Here is a 25,474-nt window from a genome sequence, read left to right on the forward strand (position 1 = left end):
CTTATGTTTAAGGTATGAAGCTTCGTGTCGCCAGTTACAACATTCGCAAATGCATCGGCCTAGACCGAAAACGCCGTCCGTTGCGCATAGCTAATGTTATCAACAAGATTGAGGCAGACGTCATTGTGCTGCAAGAGGCAGACAAACGGCTTGGGGTTCGACCAGCCGCTTTACCGCACGCAATTGTTGCGCAAGAAACGGATTACACAGTCGTCGAACTTTCGCAAAATGATGTTTCGCTTGGCTGGCACGGAAACGCGATACTGCTGCGTAAGGAATTCAGCCTTGAAAGCTTTAGCCGGATTAAACTGCCCGGGCTTGAGCCACGTGGTGCTGTATTGGCAGAGATTGCGGGCGCAAGCGGCATGTTCAGAATTATCGGCACCCACCTTGGGTTGGCGCGTCGCCACCGCCGCCGTCAGTTGACAGAGCTGCAGGAAAACCTGGCGGTCCGGAAGGATATGCCAACCATACTGCTCGGAGATTTCAACGAATGGTCAAAATCCAGCGGCATGGAGCCCTTGGAAGGTCACTTTGAGGTCCATTCACCGGGGCGCAGCTTTCATGCGGCCCGCCCTATCGCTGCACTTGACCGGATCGCACTAAATCCTCTGGTGGAATTGCGTGATGCTGGCGTCGTTGAAACACTGCAATCGCGCATTGCATCTGACCATCTACCCGTCTGGGCGGATGTCACACTCCGCGCACACGCCTCGGCCGATTGATCAGAAAAATACCGATCGCGACCAGTAGAATCGCGCCAATCGTTGCGAGTCCAATCTCTTCGTCCAAAATCGCCCAGCCGAAAAACACGCCAAAGATCGGCGACAGGAAAGAAAAAGACGCAACACCTGACGCCGGGTAGATCGTCATCAGCCAAAACCACGACACGAAGCCAATGGTCACCACCACCACAGTTTGAAACAAAAGCCCGACCAGGTGAATCGGCATCAAATCCCGCACGAGCGGGCCAAAGAACGGCGCAAGCAAAGTCAATATTATGCCCGAGACCGCGACCTGATAGAAAAGCTGCATCTCGGGGCTGGTTTCTGAAATCGGCGTCACGCGCACGCAAAGCGCAATTCCGGCCCAGCCGATGGCCGCCAGAACGGCAAAGACATCGCCAATCAGGCTCGCCTGCCCACCCTGATCGCCCCGGTCAAGAATCGCGATAGCGACACCGGTAAATGCCAATGCAACACCCAGTGCCTTCTTTCGGTTCATTCGGTCCCCCGGCAGAAAAAAATGCGCCGCCAGACTAAGCCATATCGGCATGGAGTAATAAAGAATGGTGGTCCGGCTGACCGACGAATAATCGAGAGCAAGAAAAAGGCAGAAAAACTCTGCTGTGAAAATCAGCCCGACAAAGAGCCCTGCAACAAAGATACGGCGTGAAAAATCAAACGACTTGCCCCTGAACCTCATCCAGAGCCAAACGCAAAACAGCGCGCCAAGCGAACGTACCCCGGCAAAAAATACGGGTTGCAGGCCACCGTTTACCAGCTTGATAATGACCTGATTAAAGCCCGACAAAAGTGCGAATCCCGTAAGGGCAATGACACCAAAAGCATCAATTTTGTCTTTGCGATCCATGAATTACCCCGAAACCTTGCCTGCGCCACACAATCCCCGCGAAATCATTGTGTCAAGCAGTTCCCGCGTCGCGTGGTCCGTGCTAGGAGAGGGTCAAAGAAAGAGACACACAATGAGCCTGCTACAGATCACCTCCCTTTTGATAGTTATGGCCGGCGCGTTCGGCACGATTAACTATTTGTTTTTAAAACTTCCGAGCTCGATCGGCATTCTTATCGTGGCGCTTTTCGCCTCTTTTGGAGTGATGTTGGCTGATTTGATTGTCCCGTCGCTGCAAATGGCGGACCAAGTTCGTGAAGTGGTGAAAGGCATCGACTTTTCCGACGCACTTCTAGAAGGCATGCTTGGCCTGCTGCTTTTTGCGGGTGCACTACATGTCCGGCTGTCTGATTTGCGCGAACAGTGGAAGGTCGTTTTTCTGATGGCCACAATTGGTGTTGGCCTGTCGACCGCCATTGTGGGGTTTGGGTTTAGCTGGATAACAGGCATGCCGCTGCTTATTGCATTGGTTTTTGGCGCGCTTGTCTCGCCGACTGATCCCGTTGCGGTTTTGGGTGTGCTGCGCGAAGCGAACCTTGCGAAAACGCTGGAAACCAAAATCGCCGGAGAGTCGTTGTTCAACGATGGCGTTGGCTATGTGGTCTTTCTTGTACTTGTCGGGCTTGCCTTTCCAGGTGATGACGCACATGGGTCAGGCGCTGTCTGGGCAGTTAAACTTTTCCTGCAGGAAGCCCTGGGTGGTGCTGTGCTCGGGGCTGTTCTGGGCTGGCTTGTGTTTCGGGTCATGCGCCGGATCGACGACTATTCACTGGAAGTTCTGATTACGCTGGGCCTTGCTTTCGGGGGCTACCAGCTGGCTGTGTGGTTGCATGTTTCTGCACCAATCATGGCAGTGGTTGCTGGCCTGTTCATTGGTGACGTCGGTATGAAACATGGAATGACCGAAGAAACCCGCGGCTATGTTGAGGCGTTCTGGAAACTGATCGATGAAATCCTGAATGCCGTGCTTTTCCTTATGATCGGATTTGAAGTTTTTGCGGTTGCTTTCACGTCGGACGCTCTTCTTGCAGGTGGTTTGGCAGTTCTGCTGGCACTGTTTGCACGGCTTGCTGCGGTTGCTGTTCCCGTGTTCCTGCTCAAACCATTCCGCAATTTTTCACGCGGCGTCATTCCGATCATGACGTGGGGCGGGTTGAAAGGCGGCATTTCGGTCGCCCTTGCGCTCAGCCTGCCTGACAGTGAATGGAAACCCCTTATCCTGACGGCAACCTATGTCATTGTCCTGTTCTCTATCATCGTTCAGGGGCTTACCGTCGCACGTGTCGCAAGCAAATTAGGACGTGAGCCGGAGTTGGTTTGATGGCGGATGAAACGCACTTTGCAAAAGACATCACCCCGATATGTGCATTTGATGTCATGCCTGACGGTCGGGCGATCCCTGCCCCTGACACCCTGCCCACCGCAAGCGAACAGGCGGCGTATCGCTGGCTGCATTTTGACCTGAATGATCCTAACCTTAAAAACTGGGTCGGAACGCATGTCAGCCCGATTGCCGGTGCCGCACTTCTGCAATCTGAAACACGTCCAAGATGTGACATCCATGAAGACGGAATAATACTTAACCTGCGTGTCGTAAACGCGAACCCCGGCCAAGATGCAGATGACATGGTTTCGCTTCGCCTTTGGGTCAGCAAAAACCTGATCATCAGCGCACGCATCCGAAAAGTTTTCGCCGTTGATGATCTTCGACAAGCCGCTGAAACTGGCGCGGCCCCGGGTACCGTTTCCGGGTTTTTGAACCAACTTACCGAGGCCATAACCGCCCGAATTGAAAAGACAACTGTCGAACTCGGCGATGCCACTGACCAATTGGAGGACGAGGCCGAAGACAGTACGCAAAATGACTCACCGACCTTAGCGCAACTTCGAAAAAGCGTCATAAAATTCCGCCGCTATATAGGACCTCAGCGCGAAGCGATGTGGGCGATGGTCGAAACCGAGACTGGTATTTTCAACAAAGCAGCCCGCCTGCGACTGCGTGAAACCGCGAACCGTGTGACGCGAAGTGTAGAGGAACTGGATTCAATTCGTGATCGGCTCACGGTTTTGCAGGACCACCTAGCAACTCAGCATGCGTCGCTTCAGGCAAGGAACAGCCATGTTCTTTCTATTGTTGCGGCGATCTTTCTGCCACTTGGCTTTCTAACCGGGTTGTTTGGCGTAAATGTCGCCGGGATGCCGGGCATTGATTGGCCCTACGCTTTCGCGGCATTGACCGGCGGAACATTGGTTCTTGGAATTCTGGTTTACGCCGTTCTGAAACAGCTAAAATGGTTCTAGCTGAATCTGCAACACGCAAAGAAACTTCATCAAAACAGTGGAAACCCGCTTCTCAATCGCTTAAACCCCGCCCCAAGACGAGATGAGGCCGGGCATGACAGATACAATCATTTCCAGATGCGAGGCGAAAGGCCTGCGTATGACGGGGCAGCGCCGCGTGATTGCGGATGTTCTGCATGAAGCCAATGATCATCCTGATGTCGAAGAGCTGTTTAACCGCGCCTCGGCACGGGACCCGAAAATCTCGATTGCGACAGTTTACCGGACAGTGAAACTGTTTGAAGAGGCCGATATTCTGGAAAAGCATGAATTTGGCGATGGTCGCGCACGATACGAAGACGCCGAACGTGACCATCACGACCACCTGATTGATATGAATTCCGGCGAAGTCATTGAATTTGTAGATCGTGAAATTGAAGCTCTTCAGGAGAAAATAGCCCAGAAACTGGGGTACAAACTGAAGGGACACCGGTTGGAACTTTACGGAGTTCCCCTGACCAAGAAGGACTGACATGAGCACCATTATCGATATTATCGGCCGCGAGATTCTCGACAGCCGGGGCAACCCCACTGTCGAAGTTGACGTTATTCTGGAAAGCGGTGCAATGGGCCGCGCTATGGTGCCATCTGGCGCATCAACTGGCGCATATGAAGCTGTTGAAAAACGTGATGGCGACAAGAAGCGCTATCTTGGCAAAGGTGTTTTGGCGGCCGTTGAGTCAGTAAATGGCGAAATCGCAGACACATTGATCGGCTTTGATGCAACCGAACAGGTTGCGATCGATATGGCACTGCTTGAACTGGACGGAACAGCAAACAAATCCCGCCTTGGGGCCAACGCGATACTTGGCGTTTCCTTGGCGGTCGCGCATGCGGCAGCCGAGTTCACTGAACAACCGCTCTATCGCTATATCGGCGGCACATCGGCACGCACCCTGCCGGTTCCTATGATGAACATTATCAATGGTGGCGAGCACGCCGACAACCCCATCGACATTCAGGAATTCATGATCATGCCGGTGTCGGCCACATCGATCCGCGATGCAATCCGGGTGGGTGCTGAAATATTCCACACCCTGAAAAAAGAGCTCTCAGCAGCAGGCCATAACACCGGAATTGGTGACGAAGGTGGTTTTGCACCGAACCTGTCTTCAACGCGTGACGCGCTCGATTTTGTACTCATAGCGATTGAAAAAGCAGGCTACAAACCGGGCGACGATGTTTATCTGGCACTGGATTGTGCGGCAACCGAATACTTTAAGAACGGCAAGTATGAACTTAAAGGAGAAGGCAAATCCCTGACATCAGCTGAAAATGTCGCCTATCTTAAAGCGCTGGTTGACGACTACCCGATCATCAGCATCGAAGACGGATGCAGTGAAGACGACTGGGACGGCTGGAAAATGCTGACAGACGCGCTTGGCGACCGTATTCAGCTGGTCGGTGACGACCTGTTTGTGACCAGCCCCGAACGGCTCGCGCAGGGCATTGAAAAGGGTAGCGCGAACTCTCTGCTGGTCAAAGTGAACCAGATTGGCACGCTGACCGAAACGCTTGCTGCTGTTGATATGGCGCACCGTGCGCGCTTTACCTGCGTGATGTCCCACCGGTCTGGCGAAACTGAAGACGCCACAATCGCCGACCTTGCGGTTGCAACGAATTGTGGACAGATCAAAACAGGTTCGCTGTCACGCTCTGACCGGCTGGCTAAGTACAATCAGCTGATCCGGATCGAAGAGATGCTGGGCGACACGGCAGTTTACGCTGGACGCAGCATTTTGAAATAATCGCTGTTCTTTAAAACGCTCCTCTGCGCTTCATGTGACGGAGGAGTTACTTGAATTGCGCTTCTACGAGCCAAATTCGCGGTCAATAATCCGCTGAAGTTCATGCAAAGTCACCGCTGACTTTGGGCGTTCGCGTCGGGGTTCCCGGTAAGACGAGTCGAACGGAAGGCAGCGATAGTCACAAATCTGCCGCGCAATCTGTTTCTTGAAATCAATGAACCAAAGCCGCCCGCCCGGCGTTGCAACATAGCCGTTGTGCCGATTTGCAAAATCCCCTTCCACGTCTTGCGCAGAGGGGTATTCGTTCAGGCTGTTCGGATCATAGGCGGCGTGCGTGTGATAAGACGAGAAAATCACGTAGTCGCCGTCGGGGCGAACCGGCATGCAACTATGCGTTCCGCCTTTTGAGGCGCGTGTTGCTGCGATCTGGCCGCGTCCATCATAGTAAAGAAAGCCACAAAACTCGCGGTCTATCTCTACTGATCTTTGATTAAGTGTTTGGAAAATTTCCAAAACAAACTGGTGTTCAGTTGCGTAGCGTGCGTCATGGGCGAGTTTACCGGCATTTTTAGCATCGGTCGGCACCGCAAACATCAAAACAGCGAAAACCGCAATTGTGGACCGCCAGATACTACAAGCTCGTTTCATTTTCTCTCCGCCTCTGCGCCGATAATAACGAGCAGAAACACATTAGGCAAAGCGACTTGAGCAAATTTTTAGATTTAGAAATTCTTCGAAGGCGTCTTTGATAAGGCTCGCTTGCCTGTTGGTTTGCTCAGTATCCCGCCCCCAATCGAAGCACGAACACCCGTGGTGGTTTCACAAGAGGTTGTCATTCCTTTGGCCACCCGAACAGCAAGATAGGCAAATGCCTGCGCTTCAAGCATGTCGCCGTTAAAACCAGCATCTTCGACCGGAGCAACCGGGCACTCCATCAGCAAGGACAGCATCGTCATCAAAGTAGGGTTCTTGCGCCCTCCTCCGGTGACCAGAACGCCCTGCGGCAGCCTTGGGCAATGTTCTAACGCCTTCGCAGCGGATGCGGCTGCTATCGCTGTCAGCGTCGCTGCTGCATCGGCGTCTTCCAGTATAGCGACTTCATCCAGCAGATCCGAAAAATCATTTCTATCCAGTGACTTGGGTGGAACCCGGTAGAAATAGGAATGCTGTAAAAAGGACTCTACGATGTCTTCATCGACGTCACCTTCTGCTGCAAGTTCGCCATCTTTGTCAAAATACTCATGGCGTCGCTGCCACATCAAATCGTTGATCGGCGCGTTTGCAGGGCCAGTGTCAAAGGCAAGCAACGCGCCATCCTCGTCCGGGCGGGATTTGGCTGGATCAACCCAGGTTAGGTTCCCGATCCCACCAAGGTTCAGAAAGGCGATCGGGGCGTCAATTTCCATCAGCTTTGCGCAGGCAAAATGAAAGAACGGCGCGAGCGGTGCACCCTCGCCGCCCATTTCAACATCGGTTGTGCGAAAGTCCCAGACGACTGGCGTTTGCAATACCTCTGCCAGCACCCGTCCGTCACCCGCCTGATGCGTTCCCATGCCGCGTGGGTCATGCGCAAGCGTCTGACCGTGAAAGCCAATCAGCTCTGCGTCACCAAACTCCGACAGCAACGTCGCGTGTACGGTTTCGATCACTTCGGCGGCTTCTTCGACGCCTTCATCTCCTGGCCATCGTCCGAGAGCCGCCGCAATCACTTCTCGCTCTGCCTCGGAATAAGGCCGGTAGCCCGTTTCACCGAATTCGAGTATCTGCTCCCCGTCGGTCTGCAGCAACGCCGCATCAACGCCATCGAGCGATGTGCCCGACATCGCGCCAAGCGCCCAGACGGCATCAGATTTCAACATCGGCTTCCCCTTTTTGTGTGACCCCGATATACCGCAAGTCGCAACGCAAACCATGGACAAAAAATTGATGACTTACCATGCTAAATCCGACTTCATGCGTGTGATGATTGAGCGCGGCTTTCTGGCCGACTGCACAGACTATCAGGCACTTGACGAAGCTTTGGTCAAAGGTGTGGTACCTGCTTATATCGGCTTTGATGCCACGGCCAAGTCTTTGCATGTCGGCAGCCTTATTCAGATCATGATGCTGCGCTGGCTGCAAAAGACCGGACATAAACCCATCGTGCTGATGGGCGGCGGGACAACCAAAGTTGGGGACCCGAGCTTTCGCGCCGATGAACGCCCGCTGCTGACCCCTGCCGAGATTGACGCCAATATCGCAGGAATAAAAGCCGTCTTCACGAAATACGTCAGCTTTGGTGATACACCAACCGATGCAATTATGGTCAACAACGCCGAATGGCTCGACGCGTTGAACTACCTTGATTTCCTGCGCGACATCGGGCGGCATTTTTCAGTAAACCGGATGCTGAGCTTTGAAAGCGTGAAATCGCGGCTTGACCGGGAACAAAGCCTGTCGTTCCTCGAATTCAACTACATGATCCTGCAGGCCTATGACTTTCTGGAGCTTAACCGCCGCTACGGTTGCCTGCTTCAAATGGGCGGCTCAGACCAATGGGGAAACATCGTTAACGGGATCGATCTGACCCGGCGTGTTCTTGACAACGAAATTTACGGCCTGACATCGCCCCTGCTGACCACATCAGATGGCAAGAAGATGGGCAAAAGCCAGGACGGTGCCGTCTGGTTGAACCCGGAAATGCGCAGCCCTTATGAGTTCTGGCAATTCTGGCGCAACACAACGGACGCCGATGTAGGCCGGTTTCTGAAGCTATATACGGAGCTTCCTATTGAAGAATGCGAACGACTGGGCAGCCTTGAAGGGTCTGACATTAACGCAGCCAAGATCCGCCTCGCCAACGAGGTCACAACCTTGGCACATGGGGCAGATGCCGCGAAAGCAGCCGAGGCCACAGCCCACGAAGTCTTTGAAAAAGGTGGTGTTGGGGACGACCTACCGACTTTAGATTTAACTGCGGCTGATATCGGCGATGGAATTTCTGTGGTGCAGTTGATCGTGCGTTCAGGGCTTGCGAAGTCTGGCAAAGAAGCAAAGCGGCTGATCATGGAGAGCGGCGCAAAGATGAATGATGATCCGTTAACCGACGCTGGTTTGATTCTGACAACAAGCGATCTGATCAATCCGATCAAGTTGTCAGCTGGCAAAAAACGCCACGCGTTGGTCACACTAAAAGCCTAAGTGCAAAAAAAACACCGCAAGTAAATCTTGCGGTGTTTTCAATTTCTTAGCGCTCTCATACCAACAGATGAACCGTCAGATCAAACAAAGATCAGAACGTTTCCATGTAAAGAACGGCATCACAGGACGACCCGTCAAAGGTGCCGATCCAGACGTCATAAATGCCATCTGCGGCGGGGCGCGTCAGGCGAATCTTGGGGTCAGCATTTCCGTTATCATCATCGTCGAAATACCAGTTGCCCGAGGCAGTATTAATCAAAAGCGTTGCGTCACAATTACTGACCACGCGGAATTCCAACTGAAAACCGCTTCGTCCGCGCACTGTCATCGAAAAATCAGGTGCAGTTGTGACATATCCGGGCATTGCCCCTCTGAAATTGCGCGCCTTAATACGACAGGCTGCCAGATTGTTGTTGCCGCCGGCAACAACCCGGAAACCCTGTGGGCTATAAAGCTGTTGCGCCGTAAGATCGTATCTTTCGTTTCCCCAAAGTTGAAAATCAGGACAGGCATTTGCAACGCCAGCCCATACCCAAACCATAAGTGCTATTAATCCAAATCTCATTTATCTATCCCTTTTTTGCTCACCCCATTATTCAACAGATTAGGGTTGAATTCGGGCGCAAGTCAAACTTTCGTGAGGCCAAAGTATGTAATCCGACCTATCGGCGAGCCGAAAAAAAGAGGACCACTGCTGAAAAGGTCAGTTAGGAAGCATCCAGTTTCCGTCTGGGAAGAAGGCGTGAAACGCAAAGGCGAACATCACATCATGTGGCACATCACGGCCCGACGCATCGCGAACACGGATTGTTCCGACGTCACGGCCAGCATTAATTTCGCGGCTATCAAGCGCCGAAGCCTGCCCTGAGGCCCAGCTGATCACCAACCCCGCTTCCCTGACTTCTGCTTCATCGCGCAATCTTTGAACAGTCCAGGCACGTTCGCCAACACGCACAACGCGCGCTAAAGGTGGCACATCATGAGGGGGCACTTCGCCTGAATAAAGAAACGGGCGGGAGGAGCTATCGTAACTGACATAGGGGTTCTGACCGTAGGGCCTGCGCCAGTCGGGTTCATCCATGACCAAACCATCCGGATGGCGTTCTTTGAACTCGGCCCAGCTTTCCATCCAGGACGGAAGCTGAGTCAGTGTGTCACCCGTGTGATGGCCAACAATTCCTGTTCCAACGGCCTGTTGCCACCAACTTTCAGTTTCGCGGTCAAACATGACCATGTCGGAATTTCGAAGCTTGCCCGAGACACCAAATGTGCGCAGCGCGCCATTCACCCGACGGTCAAAAACCATTCCGGAATTGCACAGCGGGCAAAATGTAACGGCAACAGGCACGTCGCCGATCACATCATTCACGATCTCATGCCAAGTCAGATACCGGATCGGATAAGCGCGCGCGGTTTGGCCGCTGATCTCAAAACTGATGACCGGTTCACGGTCCCCGATCCGGGTTTCGGATGAAGCCGCAATAAATTTCGGGTCAGAAAGCGCCGGAATACCGTCCTTGGATGGCCCGCCTGACATGATCTCGCGCCAGCTTTCGACCGTTGTTCGTTCAAAGTCGGTGTTCGGCCATTCATTTCGCCAGAATTCAGGGCTCGCATTTGCTATTGTTGCAAACACGCACAACACGATAGCGGCAAAAAGCTGGATCAAACGCATGAAGGTCTCCCCTTTTAGCTTTCAAGGGTGACAGAGAGGGGGCTATACGGCTAGCCCCGCTCACGCGAGTTTGATGTTTCGCTACTTAACAACTGTTACATGCGCCATCTGGTCCGGATCAAGAACAGCGCCGTTGTGTTGGGATGAACCCTTTTTAATCGCATCGACCACATCCATGCCTTCGATAACACGGCCAACAACTGTATATTGGCCGTTCAGATGTGTTGCCGGTTCAAACATGATGAAAAACTGGCTGTTCGCAGAATCCGGGCTGGCAGAACGTGCCATCCCGACAACGCCGCGCTGAAATGGCACGTCCGAGAATTCGGCAGGAATGTTTGGCCGGGAAGACCCTCCCATACCCGCACGAACAGTATCGCCACCTATTTTGCCAAATTCGACATCACCCGTCTGCGCCATGAAACCTTCAATAACCCTGTGGAAAATAACACCATCATATGCGCCTTCTTCCGCCAGAGCCGTGATCTGTTCAACGTGCAACGGGGCGACATTTGGTAATAGGTCAATGGTAATACTGCCATTGGTGGTTCCCGAAACTTCAATCACGAGATTTGGGCCTTCTGTATCCTCAAATGAAACAGATGCAGATTGCGCGTTGCTCTGCCCTAGAAAGAGGTAGGCGGCCAGACCGGCCGCCCCCATAATTGCAAGAGCGCCTGTGATCAGACTGCTGTCACGCATCGGCGGCAACCTTCACGCTGACCATGCGGTCGGGATTCATTGGCGGCTCACCTTTCTGAATCGCGTCAACATGTTCCATTCCGCTGAGAACACGACCGTAAACAGTGTACTGGCCATTCAGGAAATGGTTGTCGCTAAAGTTGATGAAGAATTGTGAATTTGCTGAATCCGGGCTGGCAGACCGTGCGGCACCCAGCGTGCCCCGGTCATGTGGCAATTTTGAAAATTCTGCGGGCAGGTTTGGAAGATCGGACCCCCCGGTTCCCGCGGAACGGATATTGAAATCTTTCTCCATATTTCCGTTTTTCACATCACCCGTTTGCGCCATGAACCCATCGATCACCCGGTGAAAGGCAACATTGTCATAAGCGCCTGAGCGGGCCAGTTCTTTCATCCGCTCGGCGTGCTTTGGCGCAACATCTGACAGCAGTTCGATAGTTACGGTGCCATCTTTAAGTTCCATCAGGATCGTGTTTTCTGGGTCTTTAATCTCGGCCATTGGGCGCTCCTTGTTTCCTTGGTTGGCGCAGACCCTAAAGGGCAACACCCCCAAGGAAAAGCAGAAACCGCTGCTGCGCTGTTGACCTGCGCGGTCTGATCGGGTGTTAAGGAGCAAATTTCTGCCGAAGGACACGACATGACCTGGAAAACACTTGATGACATGGACCTGACGGGGAAAACCGTCCTGACACGCATTGATATCAATGTCCCGATGGAAAACGGGGTCGTGACCGACAGCACAAGAATCGACCGGATCGTACCGACGGTTCAGGAGATTATTAAGCGTGGCGGCAAACCTGTTTTGCTTGCGCATTTCGGCCGTCCCAAGGGCGTAGTCGTGCCAGAGATGTCCTTAAAACATGTTGTCCCTGCATTGACACAAGCAATGGGTGTTCCCGTGAGTTTTGCAGAAGATTGCATCGGACTGCCAGCTAAAAAGGCTGTTGCGGCACTGCGTGCGGGTGAAGTTTTACTTCTTGAAAACACGCGGTTCCACGAAGCGGAAACGAAAAATGACCGCGCCTTTGCGGCATCACTGGCTGCACTGGGCGACATCTATTGCAACGATGCATTTTCGGCAGCGCACCGCGCACATGGCTCGACCGAAGGAATTGCACAATTGCTGCCCTCATGCGCAGGACGGCTGATGCAGGCAGAACTTGAGGCACTGGAAGCGGCTCTCAGCAAACCCTCCCGCCCCGTCGTTGCCGTTGTTGGTGGCGCTAAGGTTTCGTCAAAACTCGATCTTCTGGGCAATCTTGTAGAAAAAGTAGAATTCCTGATTATTGGCGGCGGTATGGCAAATACTTTTCTCGCCGCAAAAGGACTAAATGTTGGAACATCTCTTTGCGAGCGCGACCTTGCAGAGACAGCTCGGGAGATTATGACCAAGGCTAAAAACAGTGGTTGCGAGGTTGTCCTGCCGAAGGACATCGTAGTCGCGCAGGAATTTAAAGAGAATGCACCGCATGCGATTCTAGCCGTCGAAGACTGCCCAGACGTCGGGATGATCCTCGATGCCGGTCCGGAATCGACCAAGGCAATCATCAACGTATTCGAGCATTGCAGTACGCTGATCTGGAATGGCCCACTTGGTGCCTTTGAAATTGCGCCGTTCGACACAGCAACCAATGCGGCCGCTGCGAAAGCGGCCGAGCTTACCAGAGCCGGTTCGCTAATTTCAGTCGCAGGGGGTGGTGATACTGTTGCCGCGCTGAACAAATCTGACGCTGCAAAAGGCTTTTCCTACATCTCGACTGCGGGTGGCGCTTTTCTTGAATGGATGGAGGGAAAAACCCTTCCAGGTGTTGCGGCACTTGACGCCTGAAACGACTGTTAGCGCGAGCATAATTGAAACCCACGCTCCGCTCGCTTAGAAGCGGGGGACGGGGACGTTCCCCAACAGAGTATTTTTTTAGGCGAGGTTGCACATGCCAAATCAGGAACAACTGAATCAAATTCGCAAAGGCAAAGGCTTCGTCGCCGCGCTGGACCAGAGCGGTGGCTCTACTCCCAAGGCGCTGCGTCTTTATGGGATCAATGAAGATGCCTATTCCAGCGATGCCGAGATGTTTGACCTGATGCACGCGATGCGCAAGCGGATCGCTAAAGCCCCAGCCTTCACCGGAGACAAGATTGTCGGAGCGATCCTTTTTGAAATGACGATGGATCGCGAAATTGACGGCAAACCGACCGCCACATACATGTGGGAAGACCGCTACGTCGTACCCTTTCTGAAGGTCGACAAAGGGCTAAACGAAGAAGAAAACGGCGTTCAGTTGATGAAACCGATGCCCGAGCTTGATGCCTTGCTGAAACGTGCAGTGGATGCCGGAATCTTTGGCACAAAAATGCGTTCAGTCATCAATGCTGCTAACCGCGAGGGGATAAAAGCGATTGTCGCCCAGCAGTTCAATATCGGCAAACAAATCCTGAAGCATGGGCTGATCCCGATAATTGAACCCGAAGTTAACATCACAATCACGGACAAAGCCGAAGCCGAGGAGATGCTGCTTGCCGAACTCACGGCGCAATTGGACGCCCTGCCCGATGGCCAGGAAGTCATGCTTAAACTGACTCTTCCGGAAACCGCAAACCAGTATAAATCGCTTGTCGATCATCCACGCATTCTGCGGATTGTTGCGCTGTCTGGCGGGTATTCGCGTGACGAGGCAAACGACCGCCTTTCGCAAAATGCTGGTGTGATCGCCAGTTTCTCTCGCGCGTTGACCGAGGGTCTGTCAGCAAATCAGAGCGATGAAGACTTCAATGCAACCATCGCTGCAACGATAAATTCGATCTACGAGGCATCGATCGCAGGGTAACAAATCACGCACTCCTTACGAAAGGCGGTTCAATTGAGCCGCCTTTTTCAATGTCTGGGCTCGTTTGGGGATTCACAAAGCGAATCACTTGTGGCATTGTGCTCAAACCCACCCATAAAGAGGTGGGACGAGGCAGATAGAATGACCGCAGTCCTGAAACGCCCAACGCTTGGTGCCATTGCTTACTTTGCAGTGTGCTTTTTGCTTGGCGCTTATTTCACTTTCGCTGCTGTGCAGGGTGACTACGGGCTTTTTCAACGCGTCAGAATTGAAGCTGAAACCAAAGTGCTGCGTCAGGAACTTGCCGCGTATACAGACAGCGTAACGCGCATGGAAAACAAAACGCGCCGTCTTTCAGATAGCTATCTTGACCTCGACCTTCTTGATCAGCAGGTGCGCGAAGTTCTAGGTATGGTGCGCACTGACGAAATCGTCATACAGTAGCACCCAAAGCTCTCAGAAATCCGATGCGACATTTTCTTGCTCGCCCAGAGTGGCGGAATGCGTTATAGAATAGTTTAATGCTAAACTATTTAAGTCAATGCCGGGAGATTCACCTATGGCTGTAAGAAAAACATCAAAGAAACCAAATGTTTCGAAGGATGAACTGCTCGCCTTTTACCGCGAAATGCTTTTGATAAGACGATTCGAAGAAAAGGCGGGCCAGCTTTACGGCATGGGGCTTATCGGTGGTTTTTGCCATCTGTACATCGGGCAAGAGGCAATTGTTGTTGGGCTGGAAGCGGCTGCAGATGAGGGTGACAAGCGCATCACTTCCTATCGCGATCATGGCCATATGCTCGCGTGTGGGATGGATCCGAAAGGCGTAATGGCAGAGCTGACAGGCCGTTCAGGCGGCTACAGCGGCGGCAAAGGCGGCTCGATGCACATGTTCTCGAAAGAGAAACACTTTTATGGTGGTCACGGCATCGTTGGCGCTCAGGTTCCGCTTGGTGCGGGTCTTGCCTTCGCAGACAAATACCTCGGCAACGATCGTGTTTCATTTGCCTATTTCGGTGATGGCGCGGCCAATCAGGGCCAGATCTACGAAACGTTCAATATGGCGTCCCTCTGGAAGCTCCCCGTAATCTTTGTAATCGAGAACAACCAATATGCGATGGGCACATCATTGCAGCGCGCATCGTCGTCTCCTGAACTTTGGACGCGCGGCGCTGCTTTCGGCATTCCAGGAGAATCTGTCGACGGAATGGATGTTCTGGCGGTGAAAGAGGCTGGCGAAAAAGCGATCGCTCACTGCCGGGCTGGCAAGGGGCCTTACATTCTGGAGATGAAAACCTACCGCTACCGCGGCCACTCTATGTCTGATCCCGCGAAATACAGAACGCGCGACGAAGTTCAGAAGGTGCGCGACGAACGGGACGCGATTGAGCATGTAAGAGAGCTTTTGCTGCAAGGCAAACATGCAACTGAAGAGGACCTGAAAGCAATTGATAAGGACATCAAAGTTATCGTGAATGAAGCCGCTGAATTTGCCAAGGAAAGCCCCGAGCCCGCGCTCGAGGAACTTTGGACTGACATCTACGCTGAAGCCTGAGGAGACACGTATTATGGCAACAGAAATTCTTATGCCCGCACTGTCCCCCACCATGGAGGAGGGCACCTTGGCTAAATGGTTGGTCAAGGAAGGCGATGAAATCACCTCCGGCATGATCATGGCCGAAATTGAAACCGACAAAGCGACGATGGAGTTTGAAGCCGTTGACGAAGGTACAATGGGCAAAATCCTGATCGCCGAAGGAACGGATGGCGTAAAGGTAAACACCCCAATCGCCGTGCTTCTGGAAGAAGGTGAAGATGCAAGCGCCGTTCCTGATAGCGCCCCTGCGTCTACCCCGGCGCCGGCAGAGGCGGTAGCCTCGGCCCCTGCGCCTGCGCAGGCCAAAGCCCCGGTCCCAATTGTCGACGCTCCGCCTGCTGAAGACGAAATTCCCGCAGGCACTGAAATGAAATCAACCACAGTCCGCGAAGCGCTTCGCGACGCCATGGCCGAAGAAATGCGCCGAGATGATACCGTCTATCTCATGGGTGAAGAAGTAGCTGAATATCAAGGCGCCTATAAGGTCAGTCAAGGTATGCTCGAAGAATTCGGTACCCGACGCGTTATTGACACTCCGATTACCGAGCATGGATTTGCTGGTATCGCGACAGGTTCTTCTTTTGCGGGGCTCAGACCGATTGTCGAATTCATGACCTTCAACTTTGCTATGCAAGCCATTGATCACATCATCAATTCGGCAGCGAAAACACTCTATATGTCCGGGGGGCAAATGGGCGCGCCAATCGTGTTTCGGGGTACGAATGGTGCCGCAGCTCGAGTTGGCGCGCAGCACAGCCATGACTATGCATCTTGGTATGCACAAGTTCCTGGTCTTAAAGTCGTGATGCCCTATTCGGCAGCCGACGCAAAGGGACTTTTAAAATCTGCGATCCGCGACCCTAACCCGGTCGTTTTCCTGGAAAATGAAATTCTTTACGGGCGAAGCTTTGATGTCCCCGTTATGGAAGATTTCACAATTCCTTTCGGCAAAGCAAAGATCTGGCGCGAAGGTAGCGATGTCACAATCGTAAGCTTTGGCATTGGAATGCAATATGCGTTGGAGGCCGCTGACAAGCTTGCAGAAGACGGGATCAGCGCAGAAGTTGTCGACCTGCGCACCCTTCGTCCAATGGACACCGACACTGTTGTTCGGTCCGTGATGAAAACAAACCGCTGTGTCACGGTTGAAGAGGGCTTTCCTGTCTGCTCCATCGGTGGGCATATTTCCTCAGTACTTATGCAGCAGGCCTTTGACTATCTTGATGCGCCTGTCATCAACTGCACAGGCAAAGATGTCCCGATGCCCTACGCGGCCAACCTTGAAAAACACGCACTTTTGACAACCGCCGACGTTATCGGCGCAGTCAAATCTGTAACCTACCGCTGAGGAGAAACGTGATGCCAACAGAAATTCTGATGCCCGCGCTTTCCCCAACAATGGAAGAAGGCACATTGGCGAAATGGCTGGTAAAGGAAGGAGACGAAGTCTCTTCCGGTGACCTGCTTGCTGAAATTGAAACTGACAAAGCGACGATGGAATTCGAAGCCGTAGATGAAGGAATCATCGGAAAAATTCTGGTTGCAGAAGGCTCTGCAAATGTAGCGGTCAATACACCAATCGCTGTTTTGCTGGAGGACGGTGAATCTGCAGATGGCATTGGTGCAACAGCCGCACCTGCTGCTTCAGCTCCATCTCAGGAACCTGCAGCCACAACAGCAGAACCAGCGAGTTCTGCTCCGTCTGCGCCTGCTCCGGCAGCGCCGCTTGCCGCTACGGGTGAACGCATTTTTGCTTCTCCGCTTGCGCGTCGTATCGCTGCAGGCAAAGGTTTGGATTTAAGTCAGATCTCTGGTTCAGGGCCGCATGGCCGCATCGTAAAATCTGATGTGGAATCCGCCGAAGCGTCTCCGAAAACAACCACCGCTTCTGCGGCTTCTTCAACCGCTCCTGCAGCAGCCGCTGCCGCTCGTTCTTACGCACCTACAGGCATGGCAACGGAAACGGTTCTGAAAATGTACGCAGACCGCGAATACGAAGAGCTGCCTCTCGACGGAATGCGCAAAACAATCGCCGCGCGACTTTCAGAGGCAAAGCAAACAATACCGCATTTCTATCTTCGCAGAGACATCAAACTCGATGCCCTGCTAAAATTCCGCGCAGACCTGAACGCGCAGTTGGCGGATCGGAATATAAAACTTTCCGTGAACGATTTCATAATCAAGGCCTGCGCCTTGGCCCTACAGCAAGTGCCTGCTGCCAACGCAGTGTGGGCGGGCGACAGAGTTCTGCAACTTAAACCTTCCGACGTTGCAGTTGCGGTCGCTATCGAAGGTGGGCTGTTCACCCCTGTCCTAAGGGACGCTGAAATGAAATCTCTTTCAGCACTTTCGGCACAAATGAAAGATCTTGCAGTCAGAGCCCGTGAACGCAAGCTTGCGCCACATGAGTATCAGGGTGGCAGTTTTGCTATTTCCAATCTGGGGATGTTTGGCATCGACAATTTCGATGCGGTGATTAATCCCCCCCACGGGGCAATCCTAGCGGTCGGTGCCGGGGTCAAAAAGCCAGTGGTTGGAAAAGACGGCGAACTGGCGGTCGCGACAGTGATGTCTGTAACACTTTCGGTCGATCATAGGGTGATTGATGGCGCTCTTGGCGCAAAATTACTGAATGCAATTCTCGAAAACCTCGAGAACCCGATTGCAATGCTCGCCTAGAAAAAATCAAATAGAGAAAGAGTAAGGCGCGATGCTAATCGCGCCTTTTTCTTATCCAGCGCTTTCGTTCAGCAACTGATCCATTGTCACGGCTGGTTGTGCACAACCCGCTTCGCCAACGATTTTCGCAGGAACACCGGCAACGGTTTTGCATGGCGGAACTTCCTGCAGAACAACAGAACCCGCCGCGATCCGCGAACAGCGACCGACCTTGATGTTACCCAGCACTTTCGCCCCGGCACCAATCAACACACCGTTGGCTATCTTGGGGTGCCGATCTTCATCTTCTTTCCCGGTCCCGCCAAGCGTGACGGAGTGGAGCATCGAAACATTGTCACCAACAACTGCTGTTTCACCGATTACAATCGAATGCGCGTGGTCAATCATAATGCCGCGCCCAATCTTCGCACCGGGATGTATATCAACGCCAAACGCTTCTGAAATCCGCATCTGAATGAAATAGGCCATATCCCGACGCCCCTGCTGCCACAGCCAGTGACCAACGCGATACGCCTGAACAGCCTGAAATCCCTTGAAGAACATCATGGGTTGCAACAGACGATGACATGCTGGGTCACGGTCAAGAACTGCCATTAGGTCTGCGCGCGCAGCTTGCGACAGTTCTGGGTCATCACCAAAGGCTTCGTCCGCAATTTCACGTAATATCTGCTCAGACATTTCGTTTGAGGTAAGCTTTTGGGACATCCTGTAAGAAAGCGCTCTTTCGATCGTCGCATGATGCAAGATACCTGCATGTATCACGCCACCAAGCAAAGGTTCGTCCCGAATGGCTTCTTCAGCCTCGCGACAAATCCGTTCCCAGACAGGGTCTACTTGCGCCAGTTTTTTTCGTGTTTCAGCCATCAGACTTTCCTCTTTTGCGTAGCCGTCATACACAGATAGGTTAAAATACCCAAGCGCAAAGACCTAATATCAGGAATTCACAAAATGAATGAGTCCTTGCAAGAACAGTTCCGGGCGATGTTAACACATTCTCTTGCAGAATTAGAGCAAGAAGACGAACTGGGAAAATCCGGGCAGAAAACGGTCGAATTAGACCAGCAGTCTGTTGGCCGGCTAAGCCGGATGGATGCTTTGCAACAGCAGGCAATGTCCAAAGCCACGCAAGTACGCCGCAGTCAAATGAAATCAAGGATTCTGACAGCCTTGGCCCGAATGGATGCCGATGAATACGGCTTTTGCTTATCCTGCGGCGAGGAAATAGCCCAAAAGCGGCTCGAACTTGATCCAACACATGCGACATGTATCAGTTGTGCCTCTCGTTAAAGGCTGCTTTTTCCTGCCGCCAATTCACAAGCGAAGTAAAAACCAAGGCCATGCAACTACAATAGTCGATGTCATCCAAAAACGGCTCGATTGCTTTGGGGTATCGTTCAACCGCGCCGCTTAAGCTTCCATTGCCCCAGCGCTGGTGCAGCTTGCCGGTTCTTATACGATATGCATCAGCGGCAGAAGCTTGCGTCAATGCCTGATGGACAGCAGTCGGCCGATCTTTATCTTTCAATTTCAGCAATGTACGGGCAATAGCCGTTACATCGCCAAATAAAACAGGTCGCATTCTTCGGTTCCCAAAAATTGCACACAAAGACTTTAAAACAAATCCTCCAAGATCAAGCTTGAAGTGAGATGACAGCAAAAGGCCCGGGCCCAAATCGGTCCGACAATTGAGCTACGTGAATTTCAAATGCGCCGCTTATCCGCCGTCAGCCGCCACATTTGACGCAAGTGCTTTGCCTTCCAGCTCAAGACCGCGCAGGGCGTCATCGTCGCCTGAGCGCAAATATGCGTTAAACGCTTTCTGATGCGGTGCCTCTGCATCGGCAGCTGCGGAAAGGGCTGGGCGCCCATAAGTCATTGTTTTTCGTTCAAACATGGTTAGTCTTTCATTCTGTTGTTGAAGCTTGGAATTTATGTCGTTCATAAGGCCCGCCAGCGCAGCCGTAACATCTGCAGTTGGTGACAAGCCTTTAGGCACAGCCTCTGCGGCCCGAGCCTTGTTCTCGGTTGTTTTCATCAAAGATTTCCTGATTTTTAGGTTTAGAAAGGCCCGCGCGTGTCGCAGGCCAGCATCAGGCGGGCATCGTTAATCGTCTCCACCAGATCGTTCAGCAGATCAACCTCGGGCTCCTCGCCCTTCGTTCCGACCCGTGCTTCGGAAAGCATCGGGAATGTGACCAAAGAAACCTCCCAAAGCTCCAGTTCCGTCAAGCGCCTCAGGCCCTTGGCGTCTTTTGTTGCTTTCAACGTGCGATACCCGATCGACAATCCGTCAATTGCACCGGCTTCAACCAGTGCGGCGGCTTCGCGGCCCTTGGCAATCTCGGCAAGCAATCGCCCTTTCACGTAAAGGCCACGCTCATCCTCACGCACGTCTTCCCAAACTCCAATCGGTTGTGCCGGGTCATGTTGCCAAAGCATTTTTATGGCGCGTCCCTTTTGGGCCAGCCCCTGCAACGACTTTGCATAGGCCCCCTTTTCAACTACATCCCCGCCTTGATCGAGCTTGCCAAAAAGGGACCCGTACCCTTCAATAACCGCGCCATCTGACACGCTTACGCCCTCTTGAAACCGGCAAAACTTGGTCTCAAGCCCAAAGCCATATTTCGTTGATATCATGTCTTTTTCACCTCTTTTACCTTACTTAGGGGCTGTATCAATCAACGAGGCTATGCCCTGAGACAAAATCACCCCAACCACGCCATACACCATCAGCCAAAGCCGCTTTTCCAGGCGCTCAATCAATGTCTCTATTCGCCCTAACCGCTGATACATCGTGTCAAACTGAAGCTTCGCGATCCGCTCATTTGCCTCGATCCGGGCAGAAGCCGCATCAAAACTCTCGTAGAGAAACCGTGAGCCGCCGGTTTGTGCTTTTCCGTCGCTCATTCCCCCTCCGCAAGCTTCGCCAAACCAAGTATCGCGCGTTTTTCCGCATCCGTTAGGAAAGAGGTTTCACTGATCCGTCGCCATTGCTGGTCGCGTTCCATTGACAACGCCGGCACTTGATCAAGATCGGGCTTAAGGACAAGCTGTTCACCCGTAAACCGCGATAGCCAGTCAGACACACTGACTGCAACACGGGTCGCCAGCGGCACGACAGTTAACCGGTAAAAAGCGCGGTTCGCTTCCTGATAATTGGCATAGGTCGCGTCGCCAGTCAGACCCAGCAACATCGGCGGAACGCCAAACGCAACAGCAATCTCGCGTGCGGCCGCCTCTTTGGTTTTCTGGAACTCCATGTCCGACGGTGAAAACCCCATCGGCTTCCAATCAAGACCGCCTTCCAGCAACATGGGCCGCCCGGCGTTTGCCGCGCCCTGATGGTAGCTCGCCATCTCGTTCTGAAGCCTGTCATATTGGTCAGACGTGAGGGACGCCTGCCCCTCCGCCCCCTTGTAAACAATGGCACCTGACGGGCGCGCCGCATTGTCAAGCAGCGCTTTGGACCAGCGTGAAGCCGCATTATGCACGTCAATCGCGCTTGCCGCCGCCTGCATCGGCGACAAACCATAGTGATCATCCTGTGGATGAAAACTTTTAACGTGGCAAACGGGCGGCGCAGCCCCGGTCATGTCAAACCGGTGTTTACGCCCGCCCACAGCATATTCATAGGCGACCGGCCAGCCATCTGCCCCCGGCACCAATTGCATTCGGTCAGACCGCAGCACAGGTAGTTCCAGCGGCTTTCCGGTCTCTCCAACGATTGCCTCCAGATACCCGTTTCCTGAAAGCAACAAATGACCGTAAAGCGCTTCAAACAGCTCTGCGCGTCCCTGCGCCAGATTTGGGTTCTGTATCAGATCCATCACCGGATGCGTCTCATAGCGCCGTTCACGATCCTGTAAAACCAAAGGCAGCGCCGCCGCTGCCTCCGCAATCAGCCTGACGGAACGAAAACCAACCGGGTTCCCTGTGAAACCCGTCCGTGTCAGTGAAACCGTGTCTCTCGGACTCCAGGCCACCCGCCCAGCGCTATGATAAGCAATCACAGGCCCTGCGGACGACGCCTTTTGTTCCGGGGTTTTCACCACATTGCGGCGGAAAAAATCAAATGCCATTATTGGCTACTCCTCTTTGTCCTTCGGGCATGACTTTGACAACGCCACAGCGTTTTTCTTCACCATCACCAGTTTCCATAAATATCCCCGCCGGAGGCTCCGGCAGCCCTGCAAACGAAACGGTCTAAAGTGTGCGCAGCCTCGGCCTGCGCCACTTCGCCGCCGGAACCAGCAACAAGTCATGAAGCGCCCAGACAAGCGCATCTACCCTGTCCGGGCTGCCACGTCCTTCAAATCCGCGCTGGGTCATCCGGCACATCTGATCTTCAAGTTCCGCCAGGTCCCTTAAGTGACGCACCCTGCCCTGTTCATAAAGCGCCGCTACCGGCTCTGCCCGCACGGCTTTGCCACGGGTGGCCCGAACGGCTTTGTAAGGCACCATAGGGTCGATCTGCCGGACAACCGTTTCAACAAGGTCACCCCCCTGATTGACTTCGGCAACCAACCGCTCTGCACCAAATTCTTCCATCGCGGATATTGCTGCCTGCGCCCATTGAGTGGGCGACGAGGCTTTCAGAGATGCGTCCTTTAGCACCACCGCGTGCCAATCCTGCGGCGGTCCCTGCGTCACCGCGCCAACAACTATGATGCCGCATTCATCAGACCCGGCATGACCCGTTACAGGTGGGTCAACCGCGACCACAATCCGGTCAAGAGCCGGCGCTTCGCTAAGACGCGCTGCCTCAAGCCCTGCAGATGTCCAGAGCGCCCCTTCGGCGTCCTCCAGCAACACCCCGTCCAGCTCCTGCCGCCCCAACCGCGTACCCGCATAGCGGGCGCGCACTTCTTCAAGGAAGGAGGCCGCGAGATAGGCGCGGTTTGCCTCGGTTGGGGCGCGGGTAGTAACGGTCGACAGATTGTCCAGAATAGCCTTTAGGACCGCTAAGTTTTTCGGCGTTGTGGTCACGCATTGCCGCGGGCATTCGCCAAGCCGCAAGGCAAATTGCAGCATGTCCCAGGCGTCTTCGGCTTTCTTCCATTTTGCAAGCTCATCGACCCAGGCCGCGTCAAACTGTGGCCCGCGCAGGCTTTCCGGCTCATGAGCAGAATAGACCTGCGCCACCGCGCCGTTTGGCCATAAAAGCCGTTTGCGTGTTGCCTGCCATTCCGGGCGTCGGTCAGGGGGTGAACAGGCCAATATCCCGCTTTCACCAAAGATCATGACCTCGCGCACCTGATCAAATGTTTCGCCAACAAGCGCCACCCGCGCAGAACGCCCTGCATCAAGCGGCTTGTCGCCTTCAACTTCTCGTCTGACCCATTCGGCGCCTGCGCGAGTTTTTCCAGCCCCACGCCCGCCCATAATGACCCAGGTTCGCCAGTCTCCTTCCGGCGGCAACTGGTGTTCCAGCGCCCAGAACTCAAACAAATAGGGAAGCGCCAATAACGCTCCCCTGCCAAGATCATTCAAAAAATGCTCCTGTACCTCTTGCGGTTCTGAGCAGAGCCATTCTGCGCCCAATCTCATCGCGTGCGCTGCCGAAGTCGATGGCATAGTCATGCACAACTCCTGCCTTTTTTCTGCGATGTTCCTCAAGTCGTTCCCTTTCTTTCAGGGCAAGCACAAGCAATGCTGACGCATCCCGGACAACGCGTTGTGCATCTCCCGGGGCATCAAAATCGCCCGCTTCCCATTTGTTGATCAATCCATTCAGCTTGCCGACAGCGCGCTAAAAATGTTCCTGAGTCACCGAAAGCATCCGCTCCGAAGACGCGTCTTCCCCATCATTGGGCGTGATCAATGTCATAAAGTCTGTAACCTGCCTCTCATGCACTCCGCACGAGCGAAACAGAAAAACGGCCTCCGGGTCACCCCGCGGCCGCTTGCCCACTTCTTCTAGCTTGATTTAATGTATACTTCAGGGAGTTCTGTGAGTCAAGATTAAACTCTTAGGTTGTGTTTCTAGGAGAGTACGCGCACGGCAACAACTTGTTAAGAAAAACAGGTATGTATTTATTTATGAAAGAAATTTTATCCTGGCCTACATTGGGGCAATGACCCACACATCACTCGTTCAACAAACGATGCGATTCACCAGATAACCTTAAGTCTAGCAAAAATTAACTACAGATACAGACAAAACGCGTGGTAAGCTCACCATTATAAGGGCGGGCCTGTGTCCCGCATGACCTTATACAAGGCCATGACATGCTCTTCTTCATAACCTGCCTCAATCGCCCTATCGAAGAAGCTGCCAACATGGTCAGGAAACTCCGTGTTTATCCGTGCATCACGCGCTTGCTGCCGAAGAAGTTCAAGCGATGCTTGCCATACCTTGAGCGTCGCGGTGTTCTGGTCGAAGGTACCATCTCGTATAGTGCCAGCGTGATGTTGAATCTGCTCATCATCCGGGAATAGAGAAGTAAACTTATCCAACCCGACAGCCTCTGACTGACACAAATTCGCGGCGTGAATAATACCCATGAACCTACCAAAACGTGTTGATAGCCATGCTAGGTCTAATGTCGAAGCTGCTGCGACATTCTCTCCAAGATACTCGATCTTCTCGCCAAGGCCGCCTATCAGCTTTTCCACTTTCTTATAGGTTTCCGCTTTCCCGGAGATCAGCAACTGCCCATTTTCAGTTCCCAAATCGTTTGGCCCACAAAGAATTGCACCATCCAGATACTCAGCCTGATGACTAGAAAGCCAGCTTTCAGATTCTCTTGCTTCCTTTGGCAAGCATGTACTGAGCTGAACGAAAATTCGTCCGCTAAGACGCTGTGCAACCTGATTAGATCTAAGGATTGCACGCGTGGCATCGTGGTGATCTATACAGATAATCGTAACCGGACTTGCCAGCACAGCTTGATCAACGTCGTGCGCGCCGACAACTCTGCCGCCTACCAAGGGTTTCATTTTACTGGCCGAGCGGTTCCAAATAGTCAAATTGTAACCTGATTGCTGGAATGTTTTCACCAGCGCCGATCCCATCAGTCCAAGTCCAATGATCGTTACATCACTCATGATTACTGCCCCCCAGTGGTATAGTGGTACCCTAACAGAGTTTGGTCAA

At 53.1% G+C, this 25,474-nt stretch carries 29 protein-coding genes; 13 read left to right on the plus strand and 16 right to left on the minus strand.

What is annotated here, in order from left to right; translation table 11 throughout:
* The first annotated feature begins 14 nt into the window (after window positions 1–14).
* Complete coding sequence (locus J4E70_RS06335; protein ID WP_213888253.1) at window positions 15–725, plus strand: endonuclease/exonuclease/phosphatase family protein; 711 nt, start codon at window positions 15–17, stop codon at window positions 723–725.
* Here the strand turns inward: J4E70_RS06335 and J4E70_RS06340 are convergent.
* Window positions 694–1,593 (minus strand): DMT family transporter, encoded by a 900-nt coding sequence (locus tag J4E70_RS06340; protein WP_213888254.1) that lies wholly within the window; start codon window positions 1,591–1,593, stop codon window positions 694–696. The genes J4E70_RS06335 and J4E70_RS06340 overlap by 32 nt on opposite strands.
* Before the next feature lie 112 nt (window positions 1,594–1,705).
* Here J4E70_RS06340 and J4E70_RS06345 point away from each other — a divergent pair, with 112 nt between their 5' ends.
* The 4 genes from J4E70_RS06345 (at window position 1,706) to eno (ending at window position 5,720) form a co-directional block, all read left to right on the plus strand.
* Window positions 1,706–2,953 carry a cation:proton antiporter gene (locus J4E70_RS06345; protein WP_213888255.1) on the plus strand — a complete coding sequence of 416 codons (1,248 nt, stop codon included), beginning with the start codon at window positions 1,706–1,708 and terminating at the stop codon, window positions 2,951–2,953.
* Window positions 2,953–3,933: a zinc transporter ZntB gene (locus J4E70_RS06350; RefSeq protein ID WP_213888256.1), complete on the plus strand. Its 981-nt coding sequence runs from the start codon at window positions 2,953–2,955 to the stop codon at window positions 3,931–3,933. The genes J4E70_RS06345 and J4E70_RS06350 overlap by 1 nt, the downstream gene beginning before the upstream one ends.
* Before the next feature lie 94 nt (window positions 3,934–4,027).
* Window positions 4,028–4,444 carry a Fur family transcriptional regulator gene (locus J4E70_RS06355; RefSeq protein ID WP_213888257.1) on the plus strand — a complete coding sequence of 139 codons (417 nt, stop codon included), beginning with the start codon at window positions 4,028–4,030 and terminating at the stop codon, window positions 4,442–4,444.
* A gap of 1 nt (window position 4,445) precedes the next feature.
* Window positions 4,446–5,720, plus strand: a complete 1,275-nt coding sequence (gene eno, locus J4E70_RS06360; RefSeq protein WP_213888258.1) for a phosphopyruvate hydratase — start codon at window positions 4,446–4,448, stop codon at window positions 5,718–5,720.
* Window positions 5,721–5,783: 63 nt separating this feature from the next.
* Here the strand turns inward: eno and J4E70_RS06365 are convergent, their stop codons facing one another.
* Both J4E70_RS06365 and J4E70_RS06370 read right to left on the minus strand, forming a co-directional pair.
* On the minus strand, window positions 5,784–6,368 hold the full coding sequence (locus tag J4E70_RS06365; RefSeq protein ID WP_213888259.1) for a DUF4329 domain-containing protein: 585 nt from the start codon (window positions 6,366–6,368) through the stop codon (window positions 5,784–5,786).
* Window positions 6,369–6,442: 74 nt separating this feature from the next.
* Window positions 6,443–7,579, minus strand: a complete 1,137-nt coding sequence (locus tag J4E70_RS06370) for an anhydro-N-acetylmuramic acid kinase (RefSeq protein ID WP_213888260.1) — start codon at window positions 7,577–7,579, stop codon at window positions 6,443–6,445.
* A gap of 67 nt (window positions 7,580–7,646) precedes the next feature.
* Here J4E70_RS06370 and tyrS point away from each other — a divergent pair, with 67 nt between their 5' ends.
* Complete coding sequence (gene tyrS / locus J4E70_RS06375; protein ID WP_213888261.1) at window positions 7,647–8,900, plus strand: tyrosine--tRNA ligase; 1,254 nt, start codon at window positions 7,647–7,649, stop codon at window positions 8,898–8,900.
* Window positions 8,901–8,991: 91 nt separating this feature from the next.
* Here the strand turns inward: tyrS and J4E70_RS06380 are convergent, their stop codons facing one another.
* The 4 genes from J4E70_RS06380 to J4E70_RS06395 form a co-directional block, all read right to left on the minus strand.
* Window positions 8,992–9,465: a hypothetical protein gene (locus J4E70_RS06380; protein ID WP_213888262.1), complete on the minus strand. Its 474-nt coding sequence runs from the start codon at window positions 9,463–9,465 to the stop codon at window positions 8,992–8,994.
* A gap of 138 nt (window positions 9,466–9,603) precedes the next feature.
* The gene (locus J4E70_RS06385; RefSeq protein WP_213888263.1) at window positions 9,604–10,575 is read right to left on the minus strand and encodes a DUF3179 domain-containing protein; all 972 of its coding nucleotides are present in this window, start codon (window positions 10,573–10,575) and stop codon (window positions 9,604–9,606) included.
* Window positions 10,576–10,656: 81 nt separating this feature from the next.
* Window positions 10,657–11,277 carry a peptidylprolyl isomerase gene (locus tag J4E70_RS06390; protein ID WP_377609734.1) on the minus strand — a complete coding sequence of 207 codons (621 nt, stop codon included), beginning with the start codon at window positions 11,275–11,277 and terminating at the stop codon, window positions 10,657–10,659.
* A complete protein-coding gene (locus J4E70_RS06395; protein WP_213888264.1) occupies window positions 11,270–11,776 on the minus strand; it encodes a peptidylprolyl isomerase in 507 nt (168 codons plus the stop codon). Before J4E70_RS06395 ends, J4E70_RS06390 begins: the two co-directional genes overlap by 8 nt.
* Before the next feature lie 138 nt (window positions 11,777–11,914).
* On the opposite strand from J4E70_RS06395, the gene J4E70_RS06400 reads away from it, so the two are divergent.
* From J4E70_RS06400 to J4E70_RS06425, 6 genes are all read left to right on the plus strand, one after another.
* Entirely contained in the window at window positions 11,915–13,105 is a 1,191-nt protein-coding gene (locus tag J4E70_RS06400; protein WP_213888265.1) for a phosphoglycerate kinase, read from the plus strand.
* Between the two features lie 103 nt (window positions 13,106–13,208).
* Window positions 13,209–14,102: a fructose bisphosphate aldolase gene (locus J4E70_RS06405; RefSeq protein ID WP_213888266.1), complete on the plus strand. Its 894-nt coding sequence runs from the start codon at window positions 13,209–13,211 to the stop codon at window positions 14,100–14,102.
* A 141-nt stretch (window positions 14,103–14,243) separates the two neighbouring features.
* Window positions 14,244–14,546 (plus strand): FtsB family cell division protein, encoded by a 303-nt coding sequence (locus tag J4E70_RS06410; RefSeq protein ID WP_213888267.1) that lies wholly within the window; start codon window positions 14,244–14,246, stop codon window positions 14,544–14,546.
* A 115-nt stretch (window positions 14,547–14,661) separates the two neighbouring features.
* Window positions 14,662–15,657 (plus strand): pyruvate dehydrogenase (acetyl-transferring) E1 component subunit alpha, encoded by a 996-nt coding sequence (gene pdhA, locus J4E70_RS06415; protein WP_213888268.1) that lies wholly within the window; start codon window positions 14,662–14,664, stop codon window positions 15,655–15,657.
* Between the two features lie 13 nt (window positions 15,658–15,670).
* The gene (locus J4E70_RS06420; RefSeq protein ID WP_213888269.1) at window positions 15,671–17,047 is read left to right on the plus strand and encodes a pyruvate dehydrogenase complex E1 component subunit beta; all 1,377 of its coding nucleotides are present in this window, start codon (window positions 15,671–15,673) and stop codon (window positions 17,045–17,047) included.
* 11 nt (window positions 17,048–17,058) lie between these two features.
* Complete coding sequence (locus J4E70_RS06425) at window positions 17,059–18,378, plus strand: pyruvate dehydrogenase complex dihydrolipoamide acetyltransferase (protein WP_213888270.1); 1,320 nt, start codon at window positions 17,059–17,061, stop codon at window positions 18,376–18,378.
* Window positions 18,379–18,429: 51 nt separating this feature from the next.
* Here J4E70_RS06425 and cysE read toward each other — a convergent pair whose 3' ends face one another.
* The gene (cysE, locus tag J4E70_RS06430; RefSeq protein ID WP_213888271.1) at window positions 18,430–19,242 is read right to left on the minus strand and encodes a serine O-acetyltransferase; all 813 of its coding nucleotides are present in this window, start codon (window positions 19,240–19,242) and stop codon (window positions 18,430–18,432) included.
* An 84-nt stretch (window positions 19,243–19,326) separates the two neighbouring features.
* Here cysE and J4E70_RS06435 point away from each other — a divergent pair, with 84 nt between their 5' ends.
* A complete protein-coding gene (locus J4E70_RS06435; protein ID WP_213888272.1) occupies window positions 19,327–19,665 on the plus strand; it encodes a TraR/DksA family transcriptional regulator in 339 nt (112 codons plus the stop codon).
* Here the strand turns inward: J4E70_RS06435 and J4E70_RS06440 are convergent.
* The 8 genes from J4E70_RS06440 to J4E70_RS06475 form a co-directional block, all read right to left on the minus strand.
* A complete protein-coding gene (locus tag J4E70_RS06440) occupies window positions 19,646–19,957 on the minus strand; it encodes a DUF7742 family protein (RefSeq protein WP_213888273.1) in 312 nt (103 codons plus the stop codon). The genes J4E70_RS06435 and J4E70_RS06440 overlap by 20 nt on opposite strands.
* Window positions 19,958–20,092: 135 nt before the next feature.
* Window positions 20,093–20,413, minus strand: coding sequence for a hypothetical protein (locus J4E70_RS06445; protein ID WP_246531642.1), 321 nt, complete (start codon window positions 20,411–20,413; stop codon window positions 20,093–20,095).
* A 23-nt stretch (window positions 20,414–20,436) separates the two neighbouring features.
* On the minus strand, window positions 20,437–21,015 hold the full coding sequence (locus tag J4E70_RS06450; protein WP_213888274.1) for an HK97 family phage prohead protease: 579 nt from the start codon (window positions 21,013–21,015) through the stop codon (window positions 20,437–20,439).
* A 21-nt stretch (window positions 21,016–21,036) separates the two neighbouring features.
* Window positions 21,037–21,285 (minus strand): GTA head formation protein, RCAP_rcc01685 family, encoded by a 249-nt coding sequence (locus tag J4E70_RS06455; protein WP_213888275.1) that lies wholly within the window; start codon window positions 21,283–21,285, stop codon window positions 21,037–21,039.
* Window positions 21,282–22,457 carry a phage portal protein gene (locus J4E70_RS06460; protein ID WP_213888276.1) on the minus strand — a complete coding sequence of 392 codons (1,176 nt, stop codon included), beginning with the start codon at window positions 22,455–22,457 and terminating at the stop codon, window positions 21,282–21,284. Before J4E70_RS06460 ends, J4E70_RS06455 begins: the two co-directional genes overlap by 4 nt.
* A 124-nt stretch (window positions 22,458–22,581) precedes the next feature.
* Window positions 22,582–23,925: a DNA-packaging protein gene (locus J4E70_RS06465; RefSeq protein ID WP_213888457.1), complete on the minus strand. Its 1,344-nt coding sequence runs from the start codon at window positions 23,923–23,925 to the stop codon at window positions 22,582–22,584.
* Complete coding sequence (locus tag J4E70_RS06470; RefSeq protein ID WP_213888473.1) at window positions 23,861–24,103, minus strand: hypothetical protein; 243 nt, start codon at window positions 24,101–24,103, stop codon at window positions 23,861–23,863. The genes J4E70_RS06465 and J4E70_RS06470 overlap by 65 nt, the downstream gene beginning before the upstream one ends.
* Window positions 24,104–24,558: 455 nt before the next feature.
* The gene (locus J4E70_RS06475; protein ID WP_213888277.1) at window positions 24,559–25,425 is read right to left on the minus strand and encodes an NAD(P)-dependent oxidoreductase; all 867 of its coding nucleotides are present in this window, start codon (window positions 25,423–25,425) and stop codon (window positions 24,559–24,561) included.
* Window positions 25,426–25,474: the final 49 nt, after the last annotated feature.

It is taken from the genome of Pseudohalocynthiibacter aestuariivivens (genome assembly GCF_018457175.1).
Taxonomy (GTDB): domain Bacteria; phylum Pseudomonadota; class Alphaproteobacteria; order Rhodobacterales; family Rhodobacteraceae; genus Pseudohalocynthiibacter; species Pseudohalocynthiibacter aestuariivivens.

Excerpts from the sequence above, each read along its gene's own strand:
- J4E70_RS06355 (WP_213888257.1), top strand. The coding sequence starts at position 4,028 with ATGACAGATACAATCATTTCCAGATGCGAGGCGAAAGGCCTGCGTATG.
- J4E70_RS06420 (WP_213888269.1), top strand. The coding sequence starts at position 15,671 with ATGGCAACAGAAATTCTTATGCCCGCACTGTCCCCCACCATGGAGGAG.
- eno (WP_213888258.1), top strand. The coding sequence starts at position 4,446 with ATGAGCACCATTATCGATATTATCGGCCGCGAGATTCTCGACAGCCGG.
- J4E70_RS06400 (WP_213888265.1), top strand. The coding sequence starts at position 11,915 with ATGACCTGGAAAACACTTGATGACATGGACCTGACGGGGAAAACCGTC.
- J4E70_RS06335 (WP_213888253.1), top strand. The coding sequence starts at position 15 with ATGAAGCTTCGTGTCGCCAGTTACAACATTCGCAAATGCATCGGCCTA.
- pdhA (WP_213888268.1), top strand. The coding sequence starts at position 14,662 with ATGGCTGTAAGAAAAACATCAAAGAAACCAAATGTTTCGAAGGATGAA.
- J4E70_RS06425 (WP_213888270.1), top strand. The coding sequence starts at position 17,059 with ATGCCAACAGAAATTCTGATGCCCGCGCTTTCCCCAACAATGGAAGAA.
- J4E70_RS06445 (WP_246531642.1), bottom strand. The coding sequence starts at position 20,413 with ATGAAAACAACCGAGAACAAGGCTCGGGCCGCAGAGGCTGTGCCTAAA.
- J4E70_RS06455 (WP_213888275.1), bottom strand. The coding sequence starts at position 21,285 with ATGAGCGACGGAAAAGCACAAACCGGCGGCTCACGGTTTCTCTACGAG.
- J4E70_RS06395 (WP_213888264.1), bottom strand. The coding sequence starts at position 11,776 with ATGGCCGAGATTAAAGACCCAGAAAACACGATCCTGATGGAACTTAAA.
- J4E70_RS06390 (WP_377609734.1), bottom strand. The coding sequence starts at position 11,277 with ATGCGTGACAGCAGTCTGATCACAGGCGCTCTTGCAATTATGGGGGCG.
- J4E70_RS06465 (WP_213888457.1), bottom strand. The coding sequence starts at position 23,925 with ATGAGATTGGGCGCAGAATGGCTCTGCTCAGAACCGCAAGAGGTACAG.
- J4E70_RS06435 (WP_213888272.1), top strand. The coding sequence starts at position 19,327 with ATGAATGAGTCCTTGCAAGAACAGTTCCGGGCGATGTTAACACATTCT.
- J4E70_RS06410 (WP_213888267.1), top strand. The coding sequence starts at position 14,244 with ATGACCGCAGTCCTGAAACGCCCAACGCTTGGTGCCATTGCTTACTTT.
- tyrS (WP_213888261.1), top strand. The coding sequence starts at position 7,647 with ATGACTTACCATGCTAAATCCGACTTCATGCGTGTGATGATTGAGCGC.
- J4E70_RS06345 (WP_213888255.1), top strand. The coding sequence starts at position 1,706 with ATGAGCCTGCTACAGATCACCTCCCTTTTGATAGTTATGGCCGGCGCG.
- J4E70_RS06460 (WP_213888276.1), bottom strand. The coding sequence starts at position 22,457 with ATGGCATTTGATTTTTTCCGCCGCAATGTGGTGAAAACCCCGGAACAA.
- J4E70_RS06370 (WP_213888260.1), bottom strand. The coding sequence starts at position 7,579 with ATGTTGAAATCTGATGCCGTCTGGGCGCTTGGCGCGATGTCGGGCACA.
- J4E70_RS06340 (WP_213888254.1), bottom strand. The coding sequence starts at position 1,593 with ATGGATCGCAAAGACAAAATTGATGCTTTTGGTGTCATTGCCCTTACG.
- J4E70_RS06365 (WP_213888259.1), bottom strand. The coding sequence starts at position 6,368 with ATGAAACGAGCTTGTAGTATCTGGCGGTCCACAATTGCGGTTTTCGCT.
- cysE (WP_213888271.1), bottom strand. The coding sequence starts at position 19,242 with ATGGCTGAAACACGAAAAAAACTGGCGCAAGTAGACCCTGTCTGGGAA.
- J4E70_RS06385 (WP_213888263.1), bottom strand. The coding sequence starts at position 10,575 with ATGCGTTTGATCCAGCTTTTTGCCGCTATCGTGTTGTGCGTGTTTGCA.
- J4E70_RS06450 (WP_213888274.1), bottom strand. The coding sequence starts at position 21,015 with ATGATATCAACGAAATATGGCTTTGGGCTTGAGACCAAGTTTTGCCGG.
- J4E70_RS06475 (WP_213888277.1), bottom strand. The coding sequence starts at position 25,425 with ATGAGTGATGTAACGATCATTGGACTTGGACTGATGGGATCGGCGCTG.
- J4E70_RS06380 (WP_213888262.1), bottom strand. The coding sequence starts at position 9,465 with ATGAGATTTGGATTAATAGCACTTATGGTTTGGGTATGGGCTGGCGTT.
- J4E70_RS06350 (WP_213888256.1), top strand. The coding sequence starts at position 2,953 with ATGGCGGATGAAACGCACTTTGCAAAAGACATCACCCCGATATGTGCA.
- J4E70_RS06405 (WP_213888266.1), top strand. The coding sequence starts at position 13,209 with ATGCCAAATCAGGAACAACTGAATCAAATTCGCAAAGGCAAAGGCTTC.
- J4E70_RS06440 (WP_213888273.1), bottom strand. The coding sequence starts at position 19,957 with ATGCGACCTGTTTTATTTGGCGATGTAACGGCTATTGCCCGTACATTG.